Genomic DNA, 24,887 nt, shown 5'->3' on the forward strand with positions numbered 1-24,887 from the left:
CTGCGGTCAGGCGGCGAGTTCGCCGGACTGGAGCTGCCAGAGGGATGCGTAGAGCCCGTGCTGGGCGAGGAGTTCGTCGTGGGTGCCCTGCTCGGCGACGATGCCGCCCTTGTCCAGGACGAAGATGCGGTCGGCGTTGCGGACCGTGGAGAGGCGGTGGGCGATGACGATCATGGTCCGGCCGGCCGCGAAGGTGTGCAGCGTGCGCTGGATGGCGGCCTCCGTCTCGTTGTCCACGGCGGAGGTGGCCTCGTCCAGGATGACGACGGGCGAGTCCTTGAGGATCGCGCGGGCCAGGGCGATGCGCTGCCGCTGGCCGCCGGAGAGCGCGGCGCCGCGTTCGCCGATGAGGGTGTCGTAGCCGTTCGGCAGGGTCGTGATGAAGGTGTGGGCCTCGGCCATGGCGGCGGCGCGGACGACGGCCTCGTCGGAGGCGCCGAAGCTGCCGTAGCGGATGTTGTCGGCGATGCTGCCGTCGAAGAGGAACGGGTCCTGGGCGACGAAGCCGATGGCGTGGCGCAGGGCGTGGCGGCGCAGGTCCTGGACGTCGCGGCCGTCGAGCAGGACCCGGCCGGACTCCGCGTCCTGGAAGCGCATGAGCAGTTTGGCGATCGTCGTCTTGCCGGAGCCGGTGGCGCCGACCAGGGCGGTGACCTGTCCGGCCGGGATGGTCAGGGACAGGTTGTCCAGGGTCGCCGGGCGGCCGGGGTAGGCGAAGGTGACCTCGTCGAGGACGATCTCGCCGCGCACGGTGGGGAGATCGAGCGTCCCCTCACCGCTGTCGGTCTCGACGGGCAGCTCGCGGAGGCGCTGGACCCGGTCGTAGGAGGCAAGGGTGCGCTGGTACTGGTCGGCGATGCCACCGAGTCGGCTCATCCGCATGAGCAGCATCTGCGGGAGCCCGATCAGGGGGCTGAACACCTCGAAGCGGAGGGTGCCGTCGAGGACCGCGCGGCCGCCGATGAGCAGGGTGCCGGCCATCGACGCGGTGGTGCAGGCCCGGACGGTCTCGCCGTGCCGGAGGGTGCTGCGGTCCGTGCGGTGGCTGCTCTCCTGGACCGTGTCGCTCAACCGGTCGACGCGCTCGGCCTCGTACGTCTCGGTGCAGAAGCTCTTGACGGTCGCGCCGGCTTCGAGCGAGTTGATCACCTGGCTGCCGAGCCTGGCGCGGTCCTCGCCGGTGGCGGCGTAGTCCGTCGCGGCTCTCTCCTGGTGGCGCAGCGACAGCCAGGCGATAACCGGGATCGGGAGGAAGGCGATCCAGGCGATCTGCGGGGCCAGGAGGAGGAACGCCGGTACGAGCAGGGCGAGGCTGGTGCCGAGTTGCAGCACGTCGTTGGCGGGTCCCGCGAAGAAGGCGCCGAGCTGGCCGACGTCGTGGGTGAGGGTGCCGGCCACCCTGCTGGTCCGCTCGCCTTCCAGCCGACTGAGTTCGAGGTGCTGGACGTGGCGGTAGGTGCGGGCCCGCCAGTCGTGCTCGATGTCCTGGCCGAGTCGGCGCCACTGGAGGTTCGAGGCGTACGAGAGCCCGGCGACGGCGGCGCAGGCGGCGGCCACCAGCCCTGCCAGGCCCAGGAGTTGGGCGGATGCCGTGGTCAGGCCGAGGCCGGCCAGCGGTGCCGCCTCGCCCTTGATGAGGACCAGGCCGGTCCATCCGAGGAAGGTGCCGAGCGCCATCTCGGCGGCCTGGCAGGCGACGGACAGGGCGGCGGCCCGGTAGAGGCGGGGGCGGTGCGGTCCGACAATCTCGAGCAGCGGGTGGCCCTCTCCCTCGGGCCCGGCCGCCTCGGCCGCGCCGCGCCACGCCTTGCGCAGGACGACCGCGGTCGCCGCGGCCACTCCGCCGACGGCCACCAACTGCCGTGTCAGGGCCGACCCCTTGACCAGCGCGGTCCCCGCCGCGACTCCACCGCCGACGGCGAGCACCGGCCGGACGACCAGGCCGCGGTCCACCTGGGGGGCCGGCACGGACCGGTCCGTTGCCGCTCGCCCCGTGCCGGCCGCTTCCCGCGCGAGCCGGGCGACGGTGCGGCTGATGACGCGGCCCACGTCCGCGGCGCACAGCCGCCCGTCGTGCCGGACGAGCACCCCGCCGGTGACCGGGCTGGCCTGGGCCTCGGTGATCCCGGGGATGTGGCGCAGCGCGGCGGCGAGGATCTCGGCCGTCCGTGGGCGTCCGACGACGAGCCCGACGTCCCAGCGCTGGCGGCCCGGAGTGACCGAGCGAGGGCTCGCGGCCGGTTCCACGGAGCGGAATCCGGATGCGGCTCCCAGTAGCGATGGCATGTGTACGTTCACCTGTTTGCGGAGGTCGCGGAAGGCCGTCACGGAGTCGACGGACCGGGGCGACGGAGCGGGAAATGAGATACGGGGCGGGGCGGGAGGGGTACGCGGGCGGGGCGGCCCGCGAACGGCCGCCACCCTGGCGCGTTTCGCCGCAGTCGGTCGGCGGGCGCACCGGGTGGCGGCCGCGGGTCGCACAGGCCGTCAGTGCGTCTTTCCGGCGGCGCTCTCTGCGGTCGCGCGGATCTTGGGGGCCCTCCGGTCCCCCTTGGCACCGGCTCCGGTCGCGTGCTGACCGGGCACGGAGTGGCCCTCGGTCTCGCCGGCGGCGATCTGGGCGGCGACCACGTCGGCGGCGACCTCGGCCGCGAGGTCATGGATGTTCTCCCCGGCCTCGTGGGCCGCCTTCTTCACCTCCATCGCGATTCCGACGGACGCTTTGACGACTCCACCCACCAGTGGCTTCAGCAGGCGCTTGGCCAGCGGCGCGACGATGAGTCCGACGAGAAACGGCGGTACTACAGGCGGCATGACGCTCCATCCTCTCCACGCATACGTATGACAGGGAACCCGGGCACGACGAGAAGGGGAGCGACGCACGGCCGGGTGGAAAAAGGAATTCCGTTTCGGAATCCGGTGCGGTCCCGGAGAATCCGGTACCGAGCCGGAAATCGAATTCCCGGACGCGGGAACACGCCGTCCGATCCCTTGATCACGGTAGTCGAACGACGCCCACCTGGGCCAAATGGATTCCCCGGGTTCACTCGTGTGAGTGTCCGTGGCCATTTCTCGTGTCCGGAATTAAGCGCACCCCGGCACACCTTGAGAACGATTATCCGACTATCTCTTTTGAAACATGCCGGCCGGCACATGCCCCGGCGCCCCCGCCCCGACCCGTACGGGTGAATCGGGACCGGCCGCCCCCATGGCCGCGACCGCGCCCGGCCACCATGGCGCCATGCTCCGACGCACCCCGCCGGCCGTCCTGACGGCCGCGCTCACCGCCACGGCCCTCGCGCTGAGCGGCTGCGGCGGCGTCGCCCGCTCCTCGACGACCACTCCCCTGGTGGACCGCGGCACCGTCCGGATCGCCGAGGCGGGCGAGACGCCGAGCTTCGACCCGTACTCCACCTTCGGTGCCTCCCAGGCCCATTACGCCTACGACTCCCTGGTGAACCCCACCCCGGGCGGCGGCCTGGCCACCGGCCTGGCCACGTCCTGGCGGGCCACGGCGACCACGGCGGTGTTCACGCTCCGCGCGGGCGTCACCTGCTCCGACGGCACCCCCCTCACCGCCTCGGCGGTCGCCCGATCGCTGACCTACGCGGCCGACCCGGACAACCAGCTCGCCGGAGCCCGTACGGTCCTGCCGAACGTCCCCTTCACGGCGCGCGCCGACGACCGCACCCGCACCGTGTCGGTGTCCGCCGACGCCCCCTTTCCGTTCCTGATCCGCACCGTCGGCCTGCTGCCGATCGTCTGCCCGGCCGGACTGGACCGGCCCGGCTCGCTCGCCCGCGCCACCCAGGGCACCGGCCCCTATGTGCTGACCCGCTTTTCCCCCGGCGGGCCGTACGAGTTCACCGTCCGCGACGGCTACACCTGGGGGCCCGACGGCGCGACGACCGCCGCCCGCGGCCTCCCCGAGCGCATCCGGCTCTCGGTGGTGCCCCAGACCTCCACGGCGGCGAACCTCCTGCTGACCGGGGGCGTCGACATCGCGCCGGTGAGCGGACCCGACCGCGCCCGGCTCACCGGCCACGGCCTGGCCACCACCGAGGTCGCCACCGTCGTCGGGATGACCTTCTTCAACCAGCGCCCCGGCCGGGTCCTCGCCGACCGGGCCGTGCGCCGCGCCCTGGTCTCCGCCCTGGACCGCCGGGGGCTCGCCAACGTCGCCGTGGGCGGCACCGGCAGGCCCGCCGCGGACTTCGGCGCCGAGGGGTCCGTCTGCCATGGAGACCTCGCCGACGCCCACCTGCCCACGCGGGACGCCGACGAGGCCCTGCGGGAAGCGGGCTGGACCCGCTCGGCCGGCGGTGCGCGGACCAAGGACGGCCGGACGCTGCGGCTCCGCCTGATCACCAGCCCCGATCTCGGCCCGACCCTGGCGTCCGTGGCCGAGCTGATGGCCCGGCGGTGGACGGCGCTCGGCGCGAAGGTCGAGCTGGTCACCGAGAGCCTGCCCGCCCTGGTCAACGCGATGTACACGACGGCCGACTTCGACGTGGTGGTCGGCAGCACGCCGGGCTTCGCCCTGCCCGCGGGCTTCATCCCCTTCTTCTCGGGCCCCGCCCCCGCCGGGGGCCTGAACTTCGCCGGGGTGGTCAACCCGGAGTACGACGCCCTGGTCGCCCGGGCCCTCCGGGAGCCGGACACGACGGGATGCGCCACCTGGAACAGGGCCGCCGCCGCGCTCCTCCGCTCGGCCGACGCGCTGCCGATCGCCGAGGGCCGGAGCGGCGTCTACGGCCACCGCACCACGTTCACCACCACGTTCGGCGGTCGGCTCGTCCCCACGAGCATCCGCCTCCACCAGTGATCCCGGGGCTCACCATGACCGTTCCCGCACTGCTGCGGCACCCCTGGACGGTGTTCCTGGGCCGCCGCGGCCTCCGGCTCCTCGTCTCGCTCGGCCTGGTCCTCACCGCGTCGTTCGCGATGATCCGCCTCATCCCCGGCGACCCGGTACGGGCGGCGCTCGGGGTGGACGCCGCCCCCGACCTGGTCGCCGCCCGGCGGCACGCGCTCGGGCTCGACCTGCCGTTCCTCGCCCAGTACCGGCAGTACGTCGGCGGCCTGCTGCACGGCGACCTCGGGACCTCGCTGGTCACCGGGGCGCCGGTCGCGGAGCTGGTCCGCACCCGGCTCCCGGCCACCCTGGAGATCGCCGGGCTCGCCTTCGTCGCCGCGCTCGCCGTCGCCCTGCCCGGCGGCCTGCTCGCCGCCGTCCGCACTCGCGACGGCCGCCGCCCGCGCACCGAGCTGGCGTTCACCACGGTCACCGCCGGTCTGACCGGGGTGCCGGACTTCGTGCTGGCCGCCGGGCTCACCGCCCTGCTCGCCGTCGGGCTCCAGCTGTTCCCGGTGGCCGGTGCGGCGGGCGCCGCCTCCCTCGTCCTGCCCGTCCTCGCGCTCTCCCTCACACCCACCGCCGTACTCCTGCGCATCGTCCGGGTCGAGGCGCTCAAAGTGCTGGACGAGGACTATCTGCGTACCGCCCGGAGCAGACGGCTGTCCGCCGCACGCCGCTATCTGCGGCACGCGGCACCCAACATGGCGTCCGCCGCGCTCACCGTCGCGGGGAGCCTGCTGCCCGCCCTGATCGCGGGCACGGTCCTGGTCGAGAAGGTCTTCGCCTGGCCCGGCATCGGCGCCGCGATGGCCCAGTCCGTGGTCGCGCAGGACTACCCGGTGGTCCAGGCCATGGTGCTGGTGCTCGGCACCACCGTGCTGCTCGCCGGACTCCTGGTCGATGTGCTGCTCGCCCTGCTCGACCCCCGCTCGGCGATCCGGGAGATGTGATCATGAGCCTTCCCGCCGGACTCCGGCGCTCCCCCATGGCCTGGATCACCGGGTTCATGCTGGCGTCGCTCGTGGTGCTCGCCGTGGCCGGGCCGCTGTTCTGCGGCGCGGCGGCCGACCGTCCGGACCCCTCGGCCGTGCTCCAGGGGCCTTCCGCGGCGCATCCGGTCGGCACGGACGGCCTCGGCCGGGACCTGCTGGCGCGCATCCTGACAGCCGCCCGGCCCTCGCTGCTGCTCGCGCTGGCGGCGGTCCTGCTCGGGGCGACCGCAGGGGTACTCCTCGGGGCCTGCACGGCGGTCGTCGGCCGGCGCGTCCGCCGACTGGTCGCCGGGCTGATCAGCCTGCTGCTCGCGTTCCCGGCGCTGCTGGTCGCGATGTTCCTCGCGGTGGTGTTCGGCGCGGGCACGGCAGGGGCGGTGGCGGCGCTCGCCGCCGCGAGTGTGCCCGGGTTCGCGCGGCTGGCCCAGACGCTCGCGGCGGGTGTGGCGGGCACCGACCACCTGGCCGCCGCGCGGGTGCTCGGTCTCGGCCGCCTCCGGCTGCTGGGGCGCCATGTCCTGCCGAACATCGCCGAGCCGCTGCTCCTGAGCGTCACCACGGCGGCCGGCACCGCCCTGGTCGCGCTCTCCGGCCTGAGCTTCCTCGGGCTCGGCGTCCAGCCGCCGGGATACGACTGGGGGCAGCTGCTCAGCCAGGGGCTCGACCGGATCTACGCCGCCCCGCTGCCCGCGCTCGCCCCCGGCCTGGCCCTGCTGTACGCGGCGCTGACGTTCCAGCTGCTGGGCGAGGTCCTGGCCGGGAGCGCCGCCCGGCGCGGCCCGCTCGCGCACATCCCGGGGCAGCGGTCGGCGTCGCGCGGCCCGGCCGAGGAGAGGTCGGGCGGCCCCGCCGAGGAGGGGCAGGTCCTCCAGGTCGACGGCCTCACCGTCGAGCTGCCGACCCCGGCCGGGCCGGTCCGCCCGGTGCGCGGGGTGAGCCTGTCGCTGGGGCGGGGCGAGATCGTCGGGCTGGTCGGCGAGTCGGGGTCGGGCAAGTCGCTGACGGCGCTCGCCGTCGCCGACCTGCTCCCGTACGGCGCCCGTGTCTCCCGGCGTACGCTGCGGCTGCTCGGGACCGACCTCGGCGCGCTGACGCGGAAGGAGCGGGACCGGCACCTCGCGACGGGCCTGTCGATGATCTTCCAGAACCCGGCATCGGCGCTCAACCCGTCCCTGCGGATCGGCACCCAGCTCACCGAGGCGGTGAGGGCCCATCGCGGCGCCAGCCGGGCCGAGGCCACCGCGCAGGCCGCCGAGGCGCTGCGCCGCGTCGGCCTCCCCCCTTCGTTGCTGCGCTCACGCCCGTACGAACTCTCCGGCGGCCAGCGCCAACGGGTGATGATCGCCGCCGGGCTGATGGTGCGGCCGGGGCTGATCATCGCGGACGAGCCGACGACCGCGCTCGATGTCACCGTGCAGCGGCAGATCACACGGCTGCTCGTGGACATCCGGCGGGACACCTCCGCCGCCATCCTGTTCATCAGCCACGATGTCGCGCTGGTCGCCGAGTTCTGCGAACGGGTGCTGGTCATGTACGCGGGCACGCTGGTCGAGGCCCTGCCCGTCGGCCGGCTCGCCGCGAGCGCCCGGCACCCCTACACCCGGCAGCTCGTCGCGTCGGTCCCGGACCTCACCGCCGACCGCGACCGCCCGCTGCCGACGATCGAGGGCGCCCCGCCCGATCCGCTCGCGCTCCCCACCGGCTGTGCGTTCGAGGCCCGCTGTCCGCGCCGCCGGGACCGCTGCGCCGAGCAGGCCCCGCCGCTGGACGACCTGGGCACCGGCCACCGGGTCGCCTGCTGGTACCCGCTGCCGGTGACGGCGGCCCCGGAGACGGTGACCGCGTCGTGACGGCCCTTCGGGTGGACGGCCTCACCGTCCGGCGCACCGGCCCGCGCGGCTCCTTCGCCGCCGTGGACGGGGTTTCGCTGGAGATCGCGCCGGGCACGACGCTGGGTCTCGTCGGGGAGTCGGGCTCCGGGAAGTCCACTCTGGCGGGTGCGATCGTCGGCCTGGTGCCGGTGCGGGCCGGCCGGATCCTGGTCGACGGCGAGGAGGTCCGCACCCGCACCGTCCGGGACCGTCGCCGGCTGGGCCGCCGGGTCCAGGTGGTCCTCCAGGACCCGGACACCGCGCTCGATCCCCGTATGACCGTCCGTCAGGCACTGGCCGAGGCAGCCACGGTGTTCCGCCGGCTCGACCGGGCGGGGCGCGCGGAGCGTGTCGCCGAGCTGCTGGACCTGGTCGGCCTGGACGGCCGGCTCGCGGACCGCCTGCCCCGGCAGCTGTCCGGCGGTCAGCGTCAGCGGGTCGCCCTGGCCCGGGCGCTGGCCGTCGAGCCGGGCCTGCTGATCGCCGACGAGATCACCTCGGCGCTGGACGTCTCGGTGCAGGCGTCCGTCCTGAACACGGTCCGCCGGCTCCAGCAGGAGCTCGGTCTGTCCATGCTGTTCATCGGCCACAATCTGCCGGCGGTCTGCCATGTCTCCGACACGGTGGCGGTCATGCGGAACGGCCGGATCGTGGAGAGCGCGCCCACCGGGACGCTTCTGCGGGCACCGGCGCACCCGTACACCCGGACGCTCCTGGAATCCGTACCGGTCCTGCGCACTCCCCCGGCCGGTGAAAAGAACCCCTGACCGCCGCCGGGGACGAATTTCCGCCATTCCGATGTCAAGCCGCCGGATCATTCACGCTCAAGGATTACCGCACGCTATTCGTGCGTGTTTTCCGTGAGACGATGCGGCGGCTTCGGAATGCGACGGGGCCTTTCTCGAACCGCTTTCGAAAGGTACGGAATATGGGAGTTCTCGCGCCCGGCCAGACCCTGCCCCACCAGAGGCCGTTCCATCAGACCGGCGCCGGCCTGTCCGTGCCGTTCGCGGTCGCCGGGACCGGGCTGCACCTGCCTCCGACGGTCGTCACCAACGAGGAGCTGACGCGCACCCTGGACACCAGCGACGCGTGGATCACCAGCCGCACCGGAATCCGTGAACGCCGCTGCCTGGCACCGGACTCGGCGACCTCCGACATGTGCGTCGCCGCCGCGCGTCCGGCGTTGGAGTCGGCCGGGGTGGAGCCGGCCGAGCTGGACGCTGTCATCGTCGCCAGTTACACGGGCGACCAGCCGCTCGTGTCGACCGCGCTGATCGTCAAGGACGCCCTCGGCGCCCACCGCGCCCTGTCGCTGGACGTCACCCAGGCCGCCTGCGCCTCGGGAATCCAGGCCATGCTGCTTGCCGCGCACCTCCTCCAGAACCCGTCCATCGGGACGATCCTGCTCCTCGCGGCCGACTGCGCGTCCAGGATCACCGACCCCGCCGACCGCACGACGCGCGTCTTCTTCGGGGACGCCGCGGCAGCCGTCGTCCTCACCCGCAGCGAGACGCCCGGGGCGGGGCTGCTCTCCTACGACCTGGGCTCCCGGCTCTCGTACGACGTCCAGATCCCCGCCGGGGGCTCCCGGCTGCCGGCGAGCAGCGCCACCGTCGCCGCCGGGGAGCACTACCTGCGCATGGACGGGCGTGCCGTGTGGAACACCGCGACGACACGGCTCCCCGAGAGCATCCGCAGCGCCGCGCACCGGGCCGGGGTGCCCGTCGACCGGGTCCGGCACTTCTTCCTGCACCAGGCCAACCTGAACATCCTCAACGAGACCCTGGCCACCCTCGGCGTCCCCCGCGAGCGCGCCGCCGTCACCATCGACCGGCTGGGCAACACCGGTTCGGCGGGCGTGTTCACCGCGCTGCACACCACGGCGGCCCAGGGCGCCCTGCGTCCGGGGGACGTCTATGTGCTGTCCGCCATCGGCGCGGGCTTCCAGTGGGGCAGCCTCTGCCTGCGTCACGCCTGACGGGGCCTAGGGCCCGCCGACGGCGTGGCCCAGGACTTCGGACATGGCTCGGGTCGAGCGCAGGAGTTCGGCCGAGACGCGTGCGATCTCCTGCTCCGTGAGGCCCCGCGCGGGCATCACCAGGGTGACGACGAGCGGGAAGGACTCACCGGCGGTGAAGACGGGGGCGGCCACCGAGGTGATGCCGGGGATGACGCCCCCGACGGTGGACGCCACGCCTTCTCGTCGTACTCCGGCCCTGATCCGGTCGATACGGTCCCGGGTGGCCGCGTCCAGCGCCGCCACCTCCAGTTGTCCGCGGAGCACCGGCTCGGTGAGCTGGTCGGGCAGGTGCGCGAGGAACGCGCCTCCCATCGCCGAGGTCAGCAGGGGCATGGTGGCACCGACCCGGACGGTGATCGGGAGGGCGTGAGCACCGTACTCCCAGCGCACCACGACCGGTCCGTGGTCGCCCCACACCGACAGGTTGACCGCGTGCGAGGTGCTGTCCCGCAGTGCGGGCAGATGCTCGCTCACGAGCGCCACCTCGTCCATCCTGCGCAGCGACTCGACGCCGAGCCGGCGCATGGCGGGGCCCATGTCGTACCGGCCGGAGCTGGGCGACTGGGCCACGAGGCCGACCCGGGCGAGGCTGACCAGATAGCGGTGGGCCTTGCTGGGCTGCATGCCGCTGGCGGCGGAGATCTGCGTCAGCGTCATCGGGCCGCGCCCCTCCTCGAGGGCTTGCAGGACCGTCATCGCCAGTTCGACGGACTGGATTCCCTGCCGGGCCGGCGGCGCCTCGCCGGGCGGCGCGGAGTCGGAGGGGCGCTGTGTGTTCACGGACGCGATCATAGTGACCGGCCCCTCCGCCCCGGCGTTGAGCCGTCCTCCCCGCCGTCTCAGGCGTCCGCCCCCGCGTCCCGGGCGGTCACGCCGCCGCGGATCGCGTCCAGGAGTTCGGCCACCAGCCCGGCCACCGCGTCGGAGCCGCGCGCCGTCCCGTACACGTAGAAGTCGGGGCGGACCGCGACGGCCGAGCAGCCCAGCTCGGCCATCCACGCGCGGTAGGTGCCGTCCACGTCCCGGACGACGGCCGCGCCCCCGTGGTCGGCGGCGCGTTCGCCGGGGACGACGACGCGGACCCCGGCTTCGGCCAGGTCGTCGAGCAGCCGGCCGTGTTCGAGGGCGGCCAGGTGTCCTTCGTCGACGAGCAGGTGGAAGCCCGCGCCCACGACCTGGTCGAGGCGGTCGCGGTGGGTGCCGTCGTCCACGACGCCCTGCACCGACAGGTGGCCCCGGCCGGCCCCGGCGCCCCGTGCGAGCAGTCCGTCGGCCAGGTCCGGGAAGCGCATGGGTTCGGGTGCGGCGGACTCGGCGCGGCGGGCGAGCAGCGTGCGGTCCCGTTCGGCGGCGCGTTCGGGGTCGCGCAGGGTCTGGAGGTGGCCCAGCTCGATGCCCTTCTCGGTCACCGCGCGCACATGCGGCTCGCGTTCGGTCTGGTACGTGTCGAGGATGCGGTCCGGCGCGGTGCCCCGGAGCACCAGGTCCAGCTTGAACGCGAGGTTCTGCGCGTCGCGGAAGCCGGAGCACATGCCCTGGCCGAGGAACGGGGGCATCTGGTGGGCGGCGTCACCGGCCAGCAGGACACCGCCTCGGCGCCACTCGTGCGCGATGAGGGAGCGGAAGGTGTACGTGGCGACCCGGATGAGGTCGGCGTCGTCGGGGCCGAGGTAGGCGGCCACGCGCTTCCAGACGCGGATCGGGTCGCTCTCGGTTCCGAAGTCGCCGGCCGAGTCGAGCATGAAGCTGAACCGGTGGTGCGCGGGCCGAGCGAGATGATCGAGGTGGGGCCCAGGGGGTCGCCGAGCTGGAGGGCGCGGGGGACGTCGGTGGGGCGGCGGAAGCGGAAGTCGCACACCATCCACGGCTCGGAGAAGCCGTAGTCGTGCAGCCCGACGCCGAGCGCGGACCGCACGAAGCTGTTGCCGCCGTCGCAGCCCACGACGTAGCGGGCCTCGATCGCGCGGCTTCCCCCGGGGTCTTCGACGGTGACCGTGACCCGGTCCTCGTGCTGCTCCAGGCCGACGACGGAGCTGGAGTGCCGCACCTCCACCCGGGGCATGGAGCGGCACACGGCGTCCAGCGCCTCTTCGAGGTCGGGCTGGTACATCATGTTCCACTCCGGCCAGCCGCTGCGCCCGGTCGCGGCGAAGGTCTGCTCGATCAGCAGGTCGCCGCTGCCGTTGCGCCACTCGTACGTGGGCTGTACGCGCACCTTGGGCAGCAAGGTCTCCGCCACGCCGAGCGTCGCCAGGGTGCGCATGGTCTCGTCGTCGAAGCTGGCCGCGCGCGGGAGGTTGTAGAGGCCGGCGTAGCGCTCCAGGACCAGGACCCGGTGGCCCGCCCGGCCGAGCAGGGCGGCGGCGGCCATGCCGACCGGGCCGTATCCCACCACGATCACGTCCACCGCGGTCCCGTCCGGGCCCCGGCTCCCCTCGGCGCCATCCGTACCCGTCATCGAGCACCTCCGTTTTACTCGGCCGTTCCCAAGGGTTGACACCGACGGAACGTACGTTTCACCATCGCTGAAGTCAATGCATATAAGTGAAATGAGGCGCGGGATGCGGACCATCGGTCTCGAGGAACACTTCGTCACCCCGGAGTTGGAGGGTTACGGCGCCTCGGCGGCCGCCATCATTCAGCCGGAGAAGTGGCGCGAGGCGTCCCGGCGGCTCCTGGACATCACCGGTGAGCGGCTGGCCGAGATGGACGCGGCGGGCCTGGACATGCAGGTGCTGTCCCTCAACTCCCCCGGAATCCAGGCCGAGAAGGACGCGGGCATCGCGGTCGCCCGGGCGAAGGCGGTGAACAACCTGCTGGCCGGCGTGGTCACCGACCACCCCGAGCGCTTCGCCGGTTTCGCCGCACTGCCGTTGCAGGACCCGAAGGCGGCTGCCGACGAACTGGAGCGCGCCGTCTCGGAGTTGGGCATGTACGGCGCCCTGGTGAACGCGCACACCCAGGGCCGCTACCTCGACCACCCGGAACTGCGCGTCGTCTGGGAGCGCGCCGCGGGCCTGGACGTGCCGCTGTACCTCCACCCGGCCAACGGCGTCGACGTCCCGGACGTCATCCAGGGCCATCCCGAGCTGATCGGCCCGATGTGGAGCTGGGGTTCGGAGACCGCGACGCACTTCCTGCGGTGCGTGTTCGGGGGCGTCTTCGACGACTTCCCGGACGCCAAGATGCTGCTGGGCCACATGGGTGAGGGGCTGCCGTACACGCTGTGGCGGCTGGACTCCCGCTGGGAGTACCACAACCACCACGGTGTGGAGCTAGCCCGGAAGAACCCCTCGGAGTACGTCCGCCACAACCTGTACATCACGACGAGCGGCGTGTGTTCGGCTGCGCCGCTGCTGTGCGCGCTGCTGGCCCTGGGCGCGGATCACATCCTCTTCGGCACCGACTATCCCTTCGAGGAGATGGGCGCGGCCACCGAGTTCCTGCGTACGGCCCCGATCAGCGAGGCCGACCGCGCGAAGATCGCCCACGGCAACGCCGAACGGCTCCTCGGCCTCTGAGGCCCCCTTCTTTCCCCTCCCTCCCGAACATGGAGCCCCGACATGGCACAAGAGACCTCCGTACGGCACTGGATCGACGGCGAGTGGGTCGGTTCGGCCCGGACCTCCGACAGCATCAACCCGGCCACCGGTGAGGTGATCGGCACATACGCGGACGGCGACGCGGAGACGGGGCAGCGGGCCATCGACGCGGCCGGCCGCGCCTTCAAGGAGGGCGACTGGCGGCTCGACCCGATGGTGCGCGCCACCGCCCTCAGCCACCTCGCCGACGCGTACGCCGCACGCATGGACGAGGTCGTCGACACACTGTGCCTGGAGAACGGCAAGCTCCGCCCGGAGGCGGGCTTCGAGTCGCACTTCATCCTGCGCGCGCTGCGCTTCGCGGCGGGTCTCGCGGTCCAGCCGCACGGCCGGGTCACCGACACCCAGCCGGGCCGCCAGGCCATGTCCATCCGGCAGCCGGTCGGCGTCGCCGGCATCGTCGTGCCCTGGAACTCTCCCGCCTACCTGTGCATCCGCGCGTTGGCCCCGGCTCTCGCCGCGGGCTGTACGCCCGTGGTGAAGATGCCGGGGCAGGCCGCCCGTACCGCCGCCCTGATGAGCGAGATCCTCGGTTCCGTACCCGAGTTGCCGAAGGGCGTGGTGAACGTCGTCGTCGAGTCGGGCTCGGAGGTCGCCCGCCTGCTGGTGGACTCCCCGCAGGTGCCCGTCATCAGCTTCACGGGCAGCAGCGCCACCGGACGGCTCATCGCCCAGGGCGCGGCGGCCCGCTTCAAGCGGGTCGGCCTCGAACTCGGCGGCAAGACCCCGCACTTGGTCTTCGCGGACGCGGACATGGAGGCCGCGCTCGCCACGGCCGTCGCCTCGTGCACCGTCTTCGCCGGGCAGTTCTGCATGACGGGCAGCCGGGTTCTGGTCCAGCGGGAGATCGCGGACGAGTTCACGGCCGCGCTGGCGGCCCGCCTGGAAGGGATACGGCCCGGCCCCGCCGCCGACCCCGGGAGCCGGATCGGCCCCCTGATCGACAAGGCGTCGGTCGCCCGTGTCGACGCGGCGGTGGAGGCGGCCATCGCCACCGGTGCCAAGCCGGTCGTGCGGGGTGGCCCGAGCACCCGCCCCGAGCTGGCCGGGGGCGCCTTCTACCACCCGACGCTGCTCGCGGTCACCGACTCCTCGCTGCCGATCGTCCAGGAGGAGACCTTCGGCCCCGTCCAGACCGTCCAGGTCTTCGACACCGAGGAGGAGGCGATCGCCCTCGCCAACGACACCGAGTACGGGCTGAGCGCCTGTGTCTGGAGCCGCGACGCCGACCGTCCGATGCGGGTCGCACGGCAGCTCGACGCCGGCCTCGTCTCCATCAACAGCTGGGCGAACCTGACCGTCGAATTCGAGGAGGGCGGCTTCAAGTCCAGTGGCGTGGGGCGGCTCGGCGGCCTGGCGTCCATGGAGGACTTCCTGGAGTACAAGCAGATCACTCAGGACTACGCGCCGCAGCAGCACTGACGGGCTCGGGCGCCACCCCTTCCTCTCGCGCACCGTTGCTGTTATTACATATAACGCCCACGCTCCCCCGCACGCCGGAACCCACCCCTGGCAGGAGGCCATACATGGCCAAGCAGCGCGACCTTCTGACCTTCGAGGTCGACGGACACACGATCACGGCGCTTCTCGCGGCACCCGCCGAGCCCACCGGCAAGCCCCTGATCGCCGCCCTCCACGGCGGCACGTACACAGCGCGGTACTGGGACGTGGCGGGTTCTCCCGCCGGGTCCTTCCTGGACGTCGCCGTCGCGCACGGCCATACGGTGGTGGCCTTCGACCGCCCCGGCTACGGCGGCAGCACCGCGCTGACCCCGGACGCCAACACCTTCGCGCGGCATGGGGAGTTGCTGGACGCCGCCCTGACGCAGGCTGTCGAACGGCTCGCGGCAGACAGCGTGTTCCTCGTCGGCCATTCGATCGGCGGCATGATCGCGCTGATGATCGCCGCCGGCCGGCCGGAGATCCCGCTGATCGGTGTCTCGGCGACCGGCATGGGCGCCGTCATCCCGAGCGGCGGCGCGGCCGAGGCCCTGGGCTCCCTGCCGGCGGACTCGACGGTGGATCTGCCGTACGACCAGCGCGACCAGGTGATGTTCGGCCCCGAGCACACCTATCGGGCGGAGGGGATACGCCAGGCGCACGAGTCGTACGCCCCCACGCCGGTAAGGGAGTTGATCCAGGCACCGCGGTGGCCGAAGGAGCACCTTCCCGCCCTGGCCCCCGAAGTCCGCGTGCCGGTGCACAACGCGCTCGCCGAGTACGACGCGCTGTGGAGCAGCGGCGCGGAGAACGTCGCGAGGTTCGCGGCGCTCTTCACGGCGGCGCCCTTCGTGGACGCGAGTGTCGCCCGCGGGACGGGCCACTGCATCGACCACCACCTCCTCGGCCTCGCCACTCAGCTGCGGCAGCTCGCGTTCGCCGAGGAGTGTGCGCACTGGGCCGCGCGGCAGAAGAGCGAGAGCGTGAGCTGATGCCTTCCGTCTCCCCCATGCGCGTCCCCGGGCGCGTGCAGGTGCTCGTCGCCGGTGGCGGGCCGGTCGGCCTGGCCGCCGCCGTCGAACTGGGCCGACGGGGCATCGACGTCCTGGTGGTCGAGCCGCGCGCCGCCGTGTCCCACGCGCGCCCGCGCTGCAAGACCCTCAATGTGCGCACGATGGAGCACCTGCGCCGCTGGAGCCTCGCCGAGCGGTTGCGCGCGCGTGCCCCGCTGCCTCCTTCCTGGTCGCAGGACGTGGTGTTCTGCACCTCGCTGTCCGGCCGGGAGCTGTCGCGGTTCACCGGTGTCCTCGGCCTCGTGCCGGAGGGCGACCGCTTCCCGGAGACCGGGCAGCAGGCCCCGCAGTACGTGCTGGAGGAGGTGCTGCGCGAGGCGGTCGAGGAGATCGCCCCGGGGCGGCTCGTCCTCGGCTCGAAGGTCGTCGGTGTGTACCAGGACGACGAGTCGGTGGCCGTGACCGTCGATAACGGCACCGGCCGGCGCGTCGTCGTGACCGCCGACTACGTGATCGGGTGCGACGGCCCGCGCAGCGTGGTGCGGGACGAGATCGGTGCGCGTTACGTGGGCGGGGAGGCCCTGCGCCCCAACTTCGGCATGGTCTTCGAGAGCCCCGGCCTGTGGGAGCACGTCGCGCACGGGCCCGCGGTGCAGTACTGGGTGGTCAACGCGGCGGCTCCGGCGCTGGTCGGGCCGCTGGACCGGACGGACACCTGGTGGGCGATCGGCTTCGGCGTCGACCGGGAGACCGGGGAGCGCGAGGCCCGCCGGATCATCGACGGCGTGGCGGGGCGGCCGGTGCGGGCGAAGGTGCTGTCCACCGACCCGTGGACGGCCCGGATGATGACCGTCGACCGGATGCGCGACGGCCGGGTCTTCCTCGCCGGTGACGCCGCGCACCTCAACCCGCCGTTCGGCGGGCACGGGCTCAACACGGGCATCGGGGACGCGGTGGACCTGGGCTGGAAGCTCGCCGCCGTGCTGGACGGCTGGGGCGGGCCCGGCATCCTCGACAGCTACGAGAGCGAACGCCGCCCCGTGCAGGAGCGCGTCATCCGCGAGGCGACCGCCAACATGCGGGTGCTGTCCACCGAGTTGTACGCGGACGACCTCGACGCGGACGACGAGGCGGGCGCGCGGGCCCGGCGGGCGGCGGGCGTCCGGATCCAGGAGACCAAGAAGGCGGAGTTCCACTCCCTCGACCTGGTGCTCGGTCTCCGCGTCGCGGACTCCCCCGTCGTCCCCGCCGCGCGCACCCTGTGGGCGGGGGCCCGGCTGCCCCACTTGTTCCTGGCGGACGGCCGGTCCCTGTACGACGTGCTCGGTGCGGGCCTGACGCTCCTCGCGCTCACGGAGGACGCGCCGGTGGCGGCCGTCGAGGAGGCCGCGCGGCTGCGGGGCGTACCGCTCGGCGTGGTCCGGCTGCCGGAGCCGTTGGCCGCCGGGTACGCCGCGAAGTTGGGCGCCCGCCTCGTCCTGGTCCGTCCGGACCAGGTGGTGGCCTGGCTGGGCGACGAGGCTCCCGAGGATGCCGTTTCCCTGATCGACACGGTCGGCGGCGGCGCGCCCCGGCCGGTGCACACCTCCCAGGAAAGGAAGCACCACGTATGAACGCTGCCCAGTGGACGAGACGCAAGGTCCTCAACACCGCGGCGGGTACGGCGGCACTGGCCGGCGCGTCGGCGCTGGCGGCCCCGGGTGTCGCCGAGGCCCACGGCGGCAGGCCCGGCCCGCACGACCGGCTGCGGATCATCGCGATCGAGGAGGCCATCATCCTCCCCGGCCTCATCACCCAGGGCACGGCCCTGAACGGCGCGATCCCCTTCAAGCCCGAGGTCACCGCCGAGTGGTTCAAGCGGCTGCCGGACGTCACCGAGTACCGGCTCGCCGACATGGACGCCAACGGGGTAACCATGCAGGTGCTGTCCCTCACCCCGCCCGGTGTCCAGATGCAGCCCGACGCGGCCATCGCCGTACGGGATGCGCAGGTGGCCAACGACGCGCTGGCCGCCGTCATCGCCGCACACCCGACCCGGTTCGGCGGGCTGGCCGCGCTGCCGCTCCAGGACCCCCGGGCGGCCGTGCGCGAGGCCCGGCGCGCGATCCGGGACCTGGGGATGGCCGGGTTCCTGGTCAACGGGCACACCAACGGGCACTATCTGGACGAGCCGCAGTTCCGGCCCGTATGGGCGGAGTTGGAGGAGCTGGGCGCCGCCCTCTACCTGCACCCGACACCGGCGCCCACCGGCGACTGGGGTCTGCTGAAGGACCGTCCGGAGCTGGTCGGCCCGCTGTACAGCTGGGCGGCGGAGACCGGCGGGCACGCCCTGCGCGTCGTGCTCGGCGGGGTCTTCGACGACTTCCCGGGCGCCAGGCTCATCGTGGGCCACATGGGCGAGTTCCTGCCGTACATGATCCCCCGGCTCGATGTGCAGATCCGGAACATCAACACCAAGGTGCCGCTGAGGAGGAAGCCCTCCGAATACCTGACGCGGAACATCGCCATCACCACGTCGGGTGTGATGGACGACAACATGCTCCAGGCCGCCATCCGGTCGGTGGGCATCGACAACGTGCTCTTCGCCATCGACTACCCCTTCGAGAGGAGTGAGCAGGCCGTCGGCTTCCTGCGCGGCGCGAGCCTCTCGGCCGGTCACCGGCGGAAGATCGCCGCCGGCAACGCCGAGCGCATCCTGAAGCTCTGATCCCCCGGCCGGTCCGCCCCGGAGCGTAGATATAGTTGATATCAACCACCGGACGGCCGAAACGAGGGACAGAGCGTGGCGACATCCCGAGGGGCTCTCCAGCCCATCACGTCGCGGTCCGTGGTGGAGCAGGCCACCGAGGAACTGCGCCGCGCGATCCTGGCCGGACAGCTGGCTCCCGGCGGCGAGTACTCGCTGCGCGAGCTGGCCGGAATGCTCGACATCAGCTTCATCCCCATCCGGGAGGCGCTGCGCAGCCTGGAGAGCGAGGGCCTGGTCATCATGCGGCCCGGCCGCAGCGCCGTCGTGGCCCCGCTCGACCTGGACGACCTGCGCGGGATCTACCGGCTGCGGCGTGCTCTGGAACCGGACATCGCGCGGCGTTCCTGCGTCCTGCTGCGGGACGAGGACCTGGACCGGCTGGAGTTCCAGGCGACCGATTTCGGCGCCCGGGAGCAGGGCATGGCCGATATCTACGACGACCACCACGCCTTCCACCTGGCCCTGTTGGCGCCGGCCGCCACCGCCTGGGACATCCGTGTCCTGACCACCCTGTGGCGGGCCGGCGAGCGCTACATCCGGATCGGCTTCGGCAGGCTCGACCCCGACCCGGCCGAGCACCAGCGGCGCGGCCAGGCCCATGCGGACCTCGTGGCCGCCTTCCGTACCCGGGACCCGGGCACCGTCGGCGACGCGGTCGAGCAGCACCTCGCCCGTAACGAGAAGATCGCCTTCTCCGCCCTGTCCTGAATCCGGCCGCCGGAAGCGCGCCGGGGCCGTAGCCGGGGATGCCGCGAGGGTTGCTGTTATCACATATAGCGGCTACGGTCGAACCGCTCTCCCGTGAGCGGCCCCACCCGCCGCCACCATTCAGGCCGCCCGCGCGCGCCCCAGGGGCCCGGGCCGCCGCCTCTTCGGACCCGTCGCGTCGACTGCCGGCCACCCCCGGCACTCCGCGGAATCCGGGTCTCGCACGACGCTCCTTCCGACCCGCCCGGCAGAAAGGCACAACGATGTGTGTCAGCGACACGAACCGACGTGACTTCTTCAAGACGGCCGCAGCGGCCGGCATCGCCGTCGCGGGAGTGCCGGCCCTGGCCGGCCCCGCCTCCGCCCACGCACCGGAACGCACCGGCTTCCTCGGCGAACGGATCGCCCTGACGAACGTCCGGGTCTTCGACGGCGACCAGGTGACCTCGCCCCGCACCGTGGTCATCGACAACGGACGCATCGGCATCAGCGCGCTCGGCGCGCGCCGGATCGACTGCGGAGGGGCGGTGCTGCTCCCCGGCCTGACCGACGCGCACATCCATCTGCGGGATGTCGACACGCTGCACGCGCTGGCCGGTGCCGGAGTGACCACCGGCCTGGACATGGCCTCGTTCCCGCCGTCGCTGGTCGACTCGCTGCGCGGACTGCCCGGCCTGACCGACATCCGCAGCGCGGGCACGCCCGCGGTGGCACCCGGGAGCCCGCAGAGCCAGATCCCCACCTTCCCGGCGGACGCGGTGCTGACCGGCCCCGAGCAGGCCGCCCCCTTCGTACGCAGCCGGATCGCCGAGGGTTCGGACTACATCAAGATCATCATCGATGAGCCGGGGCTCTCGCCGGAGACCATCAAGGCCGTGACGTCGGCCGCGCACTCCGCCGGCCGGCTCGTCATGGCCCACGCGACCTCAACGGCCGCGGTGGTACGCGCACTTGACGCGAAGGTCGACATGATCCACCACGTCCCCATGGACAGCGCGCTGTCGGCCGCGGTCGCGGCCCGGTACGTCTCGTCGGGCACCGTCGCGGTGCCCACCTTGACGATGATGGAGGGCTTCGGAAACCTCGGGATACCCGGCATGGACTACGCGGCCGCCGAAGGCAGCGTCGCCGCGCTGCGCCGGGCCGGGGCACGGATCCTGGCGGGCACGGACGCGAACCTCACGCCGGGCATTCCCGTGCACCCGCCGTACGGCGCCGCGCTGCACCACGAGTTGGAGCTGCTGGTCCACGCGGGCCTCACCCACCGCGAGGCGCTGCGGGCGGCGACGAAGCTCCCCGCGCAGGCGTTCGGCCTGTGGGACCGCGGCACCATCCGGGTCGGGAACCGCGCCGACCTCGTCCTGATCGACGGGAATCCGCTCACCGACATCACCGCGACGCGCGCCGTGCGGCGCGTCTGGATCGGTGGGGTCGAGTACGCCCCCACCGCCGCGTGATCCCCGGCTTCGGCCGACCGGGCCGTGCGGGGGCGACAACACGTCGTCCCCGCACGGCCGTTCACGGTGGGTCACTCCGTCAGGTCCAGGGCCGCGGCGACGATGCCGTCGGTGTCGATGCCGTGGTGGCGGTAGACCTCCTCCAGGGAGCCGGACTGCCCGAAGCGGGTGACGCCCAGCCTGCGCGCGGGCACGCCGTGGAGGGCGGACAGGAACGCCAGCGTGTGCGGGTGACCGTCCAGCACGGTGACCAGGGGCGTGGCCCGCTCCGCGGGGAAGACCTGGTCCAGGATCCAGTCCGGCGCCTCGCCGTTGCCCGCGCGGGCGTCCATCGCCTGGTAGAGCAGCCCCGGGCTGACCACGCACACCACGTCGGCCGGGACGCCGAGGCCCTGCAACCGGTCGGCGGCGGCCAGGGCCTCGGGCACCATGGCCCCCATGGCCGCGATGGTCACCTTCGCCCCGCTCCGCCTGCGCAGCGGATACGCCCCGGCCACGACCTGGCGGCGGCGGCGTTCCCGGGCCGCCGGGTCGGACGGCACCCGGGCGAGGGTCTGGTCGACGGGCCGGGTGGACAGCCGCAGGTAGGCGGAGCCCCCGTCGGGCCGGCCGAGGCGGGACAGCGCCGCCAGCAGCGTCCACTCGGTGTCGAGGGCGAAGGCGGGCTCCCAGGTCGTGCAGCCGGGCTGCTCGATGCCGAGGGAGGGCGTGGTGATGGACTGGTGGGCCCCGCCCTCGGGCGCCAGGGTGACGCCGGAAGGGGTTCCGACCAGGATCGACTGGCCGCCCGCGTAGATGCCGTAGGACCAGGGCTCCAGGGCGCGGTTCACGAAGGGGTCGTACATCACCCCGATCGGCAGCAGCGGCTCGCCCCAGCGGCTCCAGGTGGCGCCCAACTCGCCCAGGATTCCGACCAGGTTGGTCTCGGCGATACCCAGCTCGATGTGCTGGCCGGTCGGCCGTTCCCGCCAGTGCAGGATGGTCTCCGCGTCGTCGGCGAACCAGTCCACGCGCTCCGTGGGCGACCAGACGCCGACCTTGTTGACCCAGCCGCCCAGATTGGTCGAGGAGCTGACGTCGGGGCTGACGGTGACCACGCGGCGGGCCGCCTCGGGCGCGGTGCGGGTCAGGTCGAGCAGCGTACGGCCGAGCGCCGCCTGGGTGGTCGCGACGCCCGTCGGGGTCCGGCCCGTGTCGGTGGGCATCGCCGGGGGCGCCGTCATCCGGACGGGGTCCCGGCGCAGCCGCGCGCCGGTCTCGGCGCACAGGCGGGCGGCCGCCGAGTCCGCGGGGAAGCCCTGCCAGGGGTCGTCGGGATCGGCGCCCACTTCGGCGGCGAGCTGCCGCATCTGGCCCTCCGTCAGCAGGGAGGAGTGGTTCTGCGGGTGCCCCTGGGTGGGCAGGCCGTGGCCTTTCACGGTGTACGCGAAGACGACCGTGGGCCGGTGGTCGTCCACCTCGGAGAGCGCGGCGTCGAGGGCGGTCAGGTCGTGGCCGCCGAGGTTGCGGACCGCCTCCATGAGGGTGGCGTCGTCGGTCTCCGCGAGCAGGGCGGCGATCGCGGGGGCCTCGGCGCCGGTGCCGGGCAGCCGTTCGCGCAGGTGCCCGGCCGAGCAGCGCAGCAGCCGCTGGTACTCCGGGTTGGCCATCCCGTCGATACGGGCCCGCAGCGCGGCGCCGCCCGGACGCTCGAACAGCCGCTCCAGCAGGTGGCCGTATTTGAGGGTGAGGACCTGCCAGCCGGCCGCTGCGAACATGCCGTGCAGCCGGCCGGCCGCCATGTTCGGCACCACGCGGTCGAGGGACTGCCGGTTGAGGTCGACGATCCAGACCAGCTCGCCGAGGTCGGCGACCTGCGGGTCGAGCACCGCCTCCCACACCGCGCCCTCGTCCAGTTCGGCGTCGCCGACCAGCGCGTACTGGCGGCCCTTGAAGCCCTCGCCGGCGCTCCGGTCCGCGTAACGGCGGGCCAGCGCACCCCAGATCGTCGCCGTGGCGCCGATGCCGACCGAGCCGGTGGAGTAGTCGACGGTGTCGGGGTCCTTGGAGCGGCTCGGGTAGCTCTGGAGGCCGCCGAAGGCGCGCAGCGTGGGCAGGTAGGACGCGTCCAGGTCACCGAGCAGGTGGTTGATGGCGTGCAGCACGGGCGAGGCGTGCGGTTTGACGGAGACGCGGTCCTCGGGGCGCAGATGGCGGAACCAGAGGGCGGTCATGATGGACACCATCGAGGCGCAGGACGCCTGGTGGCCGCCCACCTTGAGCCCGGAGGGGTTGGGGCGCACCCGGTTGGCGTGGTGCACGATCGCGCTGGACAGCCACAGCACGCGGTCCTCGATCCTGTGCAGCACGTCGAGGGTCGTGTCCGGGGTCCGCCGGGGGGCGGTCGGTGCGGTGGTCATGGCGGAAACGGTCTCCTCGCGCTGGGCACGGCCGGAGCGCGCGCGGACGTGCGGCGGCCGTGACGTGGGACGTACCACGGGCGCCTGCGGAGCGCACCGGGTGTGCCCCGGCGCACATCGGCCGGCTCCCGACCGGGTCACGGTCGGCGGCGTGCTGCCAGGGGCGGGATCGTTGCCAGGAGCACACCACCGGGTCCGAACGCCGCACAAGAACCAGCGGAGAAATCACGCAGAATGCCCAATCACCCGCCCCCTGAACCCGAGAAGGTGTGCATCGTGCCCAGTTCCGAGCGGATCGACCCCACCGACGCCCGCCTGCTGCTGGCCCTCGCCGCTCATCCCCGCGCCACCGCGGTGGCGCTCGCCGAGGCGAGCGGGCTGAGCCGCAACACCGTCCAGGCACGGCTGGCGGCCCTGGACCGCGACGGCGCCGTGGCGTCCTTCGAGCGGCGTGTCGAGCCGGCGGCCCTCGGCTATCCGCTCACCGCCTTCGTCACCACCCGGGTGGCCCAGCGCAGGCTGGACGAGGTCGCCCACGCGCTCGCGGCGATCCCCGAAGTCCTCCAGGTGCACGGGCTGACCGGTGACACCGACCTGCTGGTCCAGGTGGCGGCGACGGACGCCGAGGACCTGTACCGGGTGGCCGGCCACATCCTCGGCATACCCGGGGTGGAACGCACCGCCACATCGCTCGTCATGCGCCAACTGGTCCCCTACCGGCTCGCCCCGCTGCTGCGCCGGACCGCCGCCCGCCGAGTCGTTCCGTGAAGAAGAAGGTGGCCTCGCGCCCTTGCTGTTATCACATATAGCGACCTACTGTGTGACCAGCACCGCAGCCCCCGATGCCGGCCCGTCGGAGGGCCGGGCGTCGCCCGCACCCCAGGGACACCCCTCGGAACAACCCCAGGAACTCAGGAGCAACTCCGTGCGCATCGCCAACCTTTCCGGCCGCCTGGTCCTCGTCGTGGACGGTCTCGCCGTCGACGTCGAGGAGGCGAGCGGCGGCCGTTTCGCCGCGGACCCGCAGGCCGTCTACGAGCAGTGGGAGGAGTTCCGCCGGTGGGCGGCGCGGGCCGATCTGCCCGAGGGGCGCCCCTTCGACCCCTCCCTCCTGGGCGCGCCCGTACCGGCGCCTCGGCAGATCGTCGCCGCCGGCCTCAACTACCGCGACCACGCGGCCGAGTCGGGCTTCGCCCTCCCCGAGACCATGCCGCCGGTCTTCACCAAGTTCGCCAGCAGCATCACGGGCCCCGTCACCGAGGTCACCCTTCCGCCGGGCGGTCACACCGACTGGGAGATCGAACTCGTCGTCGTCATCGGCACCCGCGCCCACCGCGTCTCCGCCGAGTCGGCCTGGGACCATGTGGCCGGGCTGACCGTGGGCCAGGACATCTCGGAGCGCATCACCCAACTCGAAGGGCCAGCTCCGCAGTTCAGCCTGGGCAAATCCTTCCCGGGCTTCGCCCCGATCGGGCCGTACGTGGTCACTCCCGACGCGCTCGACAACCCCGACGACCTGGGCCTGCGCTGCACCGTGAACGGCGAGGAGGTCCAGAAGAGCCGCACCAGCGACCTGATCTTCTCCGTACCGGAGCTGGTCTCCCGGCTGTCCTCGGTGATCCCCCTGCTGCCCGGCGACATCGTCTTCACCGGGACCCCGGCCGGCGTCGGCCTGGGCCGTGAACCGCAGCGCTGGCTCGCTCCCGGAGACGAGCTGGTCAGCACCATCGAGGGCATCGGCGAGCTTCGCCAGCGCTTCGTCGCGCAGAGCTGAC

At 73.1% G+C, this 24,887-nt stretch carries 19 protein-coding genes and 1 pseudogene; 14 read left to right on the forward strand and 6 right to left on the reverse strand.

What is annotated here, in order from left to right; translation table 11 throughout:
* Window positions 1-6 precede the first annotated feature (6 nt).
* Both NEH16_RS02055 and NEH16_RS02060 read right to left on the reverse strand, forming a co-directional pair.
* Window positions 7-2,286 carry an ABC transporter ATP-binding protein/permease gene (locus tag NEH16_RS02055; RefSeq protein ID WP_265538714.1) on the reverse strand — a complete coding sequence of 760 codons (2,280 nt, stop codon included), beginning with the start codon at window positions 2,284-2,286 and terminating at the stop codon, window positions 7-9.
* Window positions 2,287-2,487: 201 nt separating this feature from the next.
* Window positions 2,488-2,814 carry a DUF5132 domain-containing protein gene (locus NEH16_RS02060; protein ID WP_073967165.1) on the reverse strand — a complete coding sequence of 109 codons (327 nt, stop codon included), beginning with the start codon at window positions 2,812-2,814 and terminating at the stop codon, window positions 2,488-2,490.
* A gap of 427 nt (window positions 2,815-3,241) precedes the next feature.
* Here NEH16_RS02060 and NEH16_RS02065 point away from each other — a divergent pair, with 427 nt between their 5' ends.
* From NEH16_RS02065 to NEH16_RS02085, 5 genes are all read left to right on the forward strand, one after another.
* Window positions 3,242-4,825: an ABC transporter substrate-binding protein gene (locus tag NEH16_RS02065; RefSeq protein WP_265538717.1), complete on the forward strand. Its 1,584-nt coding sequence runs from the start codon at window positions 3,242-3,244 to the stop codon at window positions 4,823-4,825.
* A gap of 14 nt (window positions 4,826-4,839) precedes the next feature.
* Window positions 4,840-5,808: an ABC transporter permease gene (locus NEH16_RS02070; RefSeq protein WP_265538718.1), complete on the forward strand. Its 969-nt coding sequence runs from the start codon at window positions 4,840-4,842 to the stop codon at window positions 5,806-5,808.
* Between the two features lie 2 nt (window positions 5,809-5,810).
* Entirely contained in the window at window positions 5,811-7,700 is a 1,890-nt protein-coding gene (locus NEH16_RS02075; protein ID WP_265538721.1) for a dipeptide/oligopeptide/nickel ABC transporter permease/ATP-binding protein, read from the forward strand.
* Window positions 7,697-8,488 (forward strand): ABC transporter ATP-binding protein, encoded by a 792-nt coding sequence (locus tag NEH16_RS02080; RefSeq protein WP_265538723.1) that lies wholly within the window; start codon window positions 7,697-7,699, stop codon window positions 8,486-8,488. Before NEH16_RS02075 ends, NEH16_RS02080 begins: the two co-directional genes overlap by 4 nt.
* A gap of 161 nt (window positions 8,489-8,649) precedes the next feature.
* Window positions 8,650-9,702 carry a 3-oxoacyl-ACP synthase III family protein gene (locus tag NEH16_RS02085; protein WP_265538724.1) on the forward strand — a complete coding sequence of 351 codons (1,053 nt, stop codon included), beginning with the start codon at window positions 8,650-8,652 and terminating at the stop codon, window positions 9,700-9,702.
* Window positions 9,703-9,708: 6 nt separating this feature from the next.
* On the opposite strand, the gene NEH16_RS02090 is transcribed toward NEH16_RS02085, so the two are convergent.
* From NEH16_RS02090 to NEH16_RS02100, 3 genes and pseudogenes are all read right to left on the reverse strand, one after another.
* The gene (locus NEH16_RS02090) at window positions 9,709-10,524 is read right to left on the reverse strand and encodes an IclR family transcriptional regulator (protein WP_265538727.1); all 816 of its coding nucleotides are present in this window, start codon (window positions 10,522-10,524) and stop codon (window positions 9,709-9,711) included.
* A 59-nt stretch (window positions 10,525-10,583) separates the two neighbouring features.
* A complete protein-coding gene (locus tag NEH16_RS02095) occupies window positions 10,584-11,486 on the reverse strand; it encodes an FAD-dependent monooxygenase (RefSeq protein WP_265538728.1) in 903 nt (300 codons plus the stop codon).
* 152 nt (window positions 11,487-11,638) lie between these two features.
* Window positions 11,639-12,316, reverse strand: a pseudogene (locus tag NEH16_RS02100) (FAD-dependent monooxygenase); the annotation flags it as partial.
* Here NEH16_RS02100 and NEH16_RS02105 point away from each other — a divergent pair.
* The 7 genes from NEH16_RS02105 to NEH16_RS02135 all read left to right on the forward strand — a co-directional run bounded on the left by NEH16_RS02105 (window position 12,306) and on the right by NEH16_RS02135 (window position 20,713).
* Window positions 12,306-13,265: an amidohydrolase family protein gene (locus tag NEH16_RS02105; RefSeq protein ID WP_265538730.1), complete on the forward strand. Its 960-nt coding sequence runs from the start codon at window positions 12,306-12,308 to the stop codon at window positions 13,263-13,265. The pseudogene NEH16_RS02100 and the gene NEH16_RS02105 overlap by 11 nt on opposite strands.
* 42 nt (window positions 13,266-13,307) lie before the next feature.
* On the forward strand, window positions 13,308-14,768 hold the full coding sequence (locus NEH16_RS02110; protein WP_265538731.1) for an aldehyde dehydrogenase family protein: 1,461 nt from the start codon (window positions 13,308-13,310) through the stop codon (window positions 14,766-14,768).
* Between the two features lie 104 nt (window positions 14,769-14,872).
* Window positions 14,873-15,778, forward strand: coding sequence for an alpha/beta hydrolase (locus NEH16_RS02115; RefSeq protein ID WP_265538733.1), 906 nt, complete (start codon window positions 14,873-14,875; stop codon window positions 15,776-15,778).
* The gene (locus NEH16_RS02120) at window positions 15,778-17,412 is read left to right on the forward strand and encodes an FAD-dependent monooxygenase (protein ID WP_265538735.1); all 1,635 of its coding nucleotides are present in this window, start codon (window positions 15,778-15,780) and stop codon (window positions 17,410-17,412) included. The genes NEH16_RS02115 and NEH16_RS02120 overlap by 1 nt, the downstream gene beginning before the upstream one ends.
* Window positions 17,409-18,506: an amidohydrolase family protein gene (locus NEH16_RS02125; RefSeq protein WP_079192963.1), complete on the forward strand. Its 1,098-nt coding sequence runs from the start codon at window positions 17,409-17,411 to the stop codon at window positions 18,504-18,506. The genes NEH16_RS02120 and NEH16_RS02125 overlap by 4 nt, the downstream gene beginning before the upstream one ends.
* A gap of 75 nt (window positions 18,507-18,581) precedes the next feature.
* Complete coding sequence (locus NEH16_RS02130) at window positions 18,582-19,256, forward strand: GntR family transcriptional regulator (protein WP_265538738.1); 675 nt, start codon at window positions 18,582-18,584, stop codon at window positions 19,254-19,256.
* A gap of 263 nt (window positions 19,257-19,519) precedes the next feature.
* Window positions 19,520-20,713 carry an amidohydrolase family protein gene (locus tag NEH16_RS02135; RefSeq protein WP_265538739.1) on the forward strand — a complete coding sequence of 398 codons (1,194 nt, stop codon included), beginning with the start codon at window positions 19,520-19,522 and terminating at the stop codon, window positions 20,711-20,713.
* A gap of 71 nt (window positions 20,714-20,784) precedes the next feature.
* Here the strand turns inward: NEH16_RS02135 and NEH16_RS02140 are convergent, their stop codons facing one another.
* Window positions 20,785-23,112 carry a transketolase-like TK C-terminal-containing protein gene (locus tag NEH16_RS02140; protein ID WP_265538741.1) on the reverse strand — a complete coding sequence of 776 codons (2,328 nt, stop codon included), beginning with the start codon at window positions 23,110-23,112 and terminating at the stop codon, window positions 20,785-20,787.
* Window positions 23,113-23,388: 276 nt separating this feature from the next.
* Between NEH16_RS02140 and NEH16_RS02145 the strand changes: the two genes are divergently transcribed.
* Complete coding sequence (locus NEH16_RS02145; protein WP_242442147.1) at window positions 23,389-23,880, forward strand: Lrp/AsnC family transcriptional regulator; 492 nt, start codon at window positions 23,389-23,391, stop codon at window positions 23,878-23,880.
* Window positions 23,881-24,037: 157 nt separating this feature from the next.
* Window positions 24,038-24,886 (forward strand): fumarylacetoacetate hydrolase family protein, encoded by an 849-nt coding sequence (locus tag NEH16_RS02150; RefSeq protein WP_265538744.1) that lies wholly within the window; start codon window positions 24,038-24,040, stop codon window positions 24,884-24,886.
* Window position 24,887: the final 1 nt, after the last annotated feature.

The sequence above is a fragment of the Streptomyces drozdowiczii genome, from assembly GCF_026167665.1.
GTDB classification, from domain to species: Bacteria; Actinomycetota; Actinomycetes; order Streptomycetales; family Streptomycetaceae; genus Streptomyces; species Streptomyces drozdowiczii_A.

Bases quoted from the DNA above. Each gene is read 5' to 3' on its own strand.
- NEH16_RS02140 (WP_265538741.1), bottom strand. From the start codon at position 23,112: ATGACCACCGCACCGACCGCCCCCCGGCGGACCCCGGACACGACCCTC.
- NEH16_RS02135 (WP_265538739.1), top strand. From the start codon at position 19,520: ATGTGTGTCAGCGACACGAACCGACGTGACTTCTTCAAGACGGCCGCA.
- NEH16_RS02120 (WP_265538735.1), top strand. From the start codon at position 15,778: ATGCCTTCCGTCTCCCCCATGCGCGTCCCCGGGCGCGTGCAGGTGCTC.
- NEH16_RS02060 (WP_073967165.1), bottom strand. From the start codon at position 2,814: ATGCCGCCTGTAGTACCGCCGTTTCTCGTCGGACTCATCGTCGCGCCG.
- NEH16_RS02085 (WP_265538724.1), top strand. From the start codon at position 8,650: ATGGGAGTTCTCGCGCCCGGCCAGACCCTGCCCCACCAGAGGCCGTTC.
- NEH16_RS02055 (WP_265538714.1), bottom strand. From the start codon at position 2,286: ATGCCATCGCTACTGGGAGCCGCATCCGGATTCCGCTCCGTGGAACCG.
- NEH16_RS02115 (WP_265538733.1), top strand. From the start codon at position 14,873: ATGGCCAAGCAGCGCGACCTTCTGACCTTCGAGGTCGACGGACACACG.
- NEH16_RS02110 (WP_265538731.1), top strand. From the start codon at position 13,308: ATGGCACAAGAGACCTCCGTACGGCACTGGATCGACGGCGAGTGGGTC.
- NEH16_RS02105 (WP_265538730.1), top strand. From the start codon at position 12,306: ATGCGGACCATCGGTCTCGAGGAACACTTCGTCACCCCGGAGTTGGAG.
- NEH16_RS02075 (WP_265538721.1), top strand. From the start codon at position 5,811: ATGAGCCTTCCCGCCGGACTCCGGCGCTCCCCCATGGCCTGGATCACC.
- NEH16_RS02125 (WP_079192963.1), top strand. From the start codon at position 17,409: ATGAACGCTGCCCAGTGGACGAGACGCAAGGTCCTCAACACCGCGGCG.
- NEH16_RS02070 (WP_265538718.1), top strand. From the start codon at position 4,840: ATGACCGTTCCCGCACTGCTGCGGCACCCCTGGACGGTGTTCCTGGGC.
- NEH16_RS02095 (WP_265538728.1), bottom strand. From the start codon at position 11,486: ATGCTCGACTCGGCCGGCGACTTCGGAACCGAGAGCGACCCGATCCGC.
- NEH16_RS02065 (WP_265538717.1), top strand. From the start codon at position 3,242: ATGCTCCGACGCACCCCGCCGGCCGTCCTGACGGCCGCGCTCACCGCC.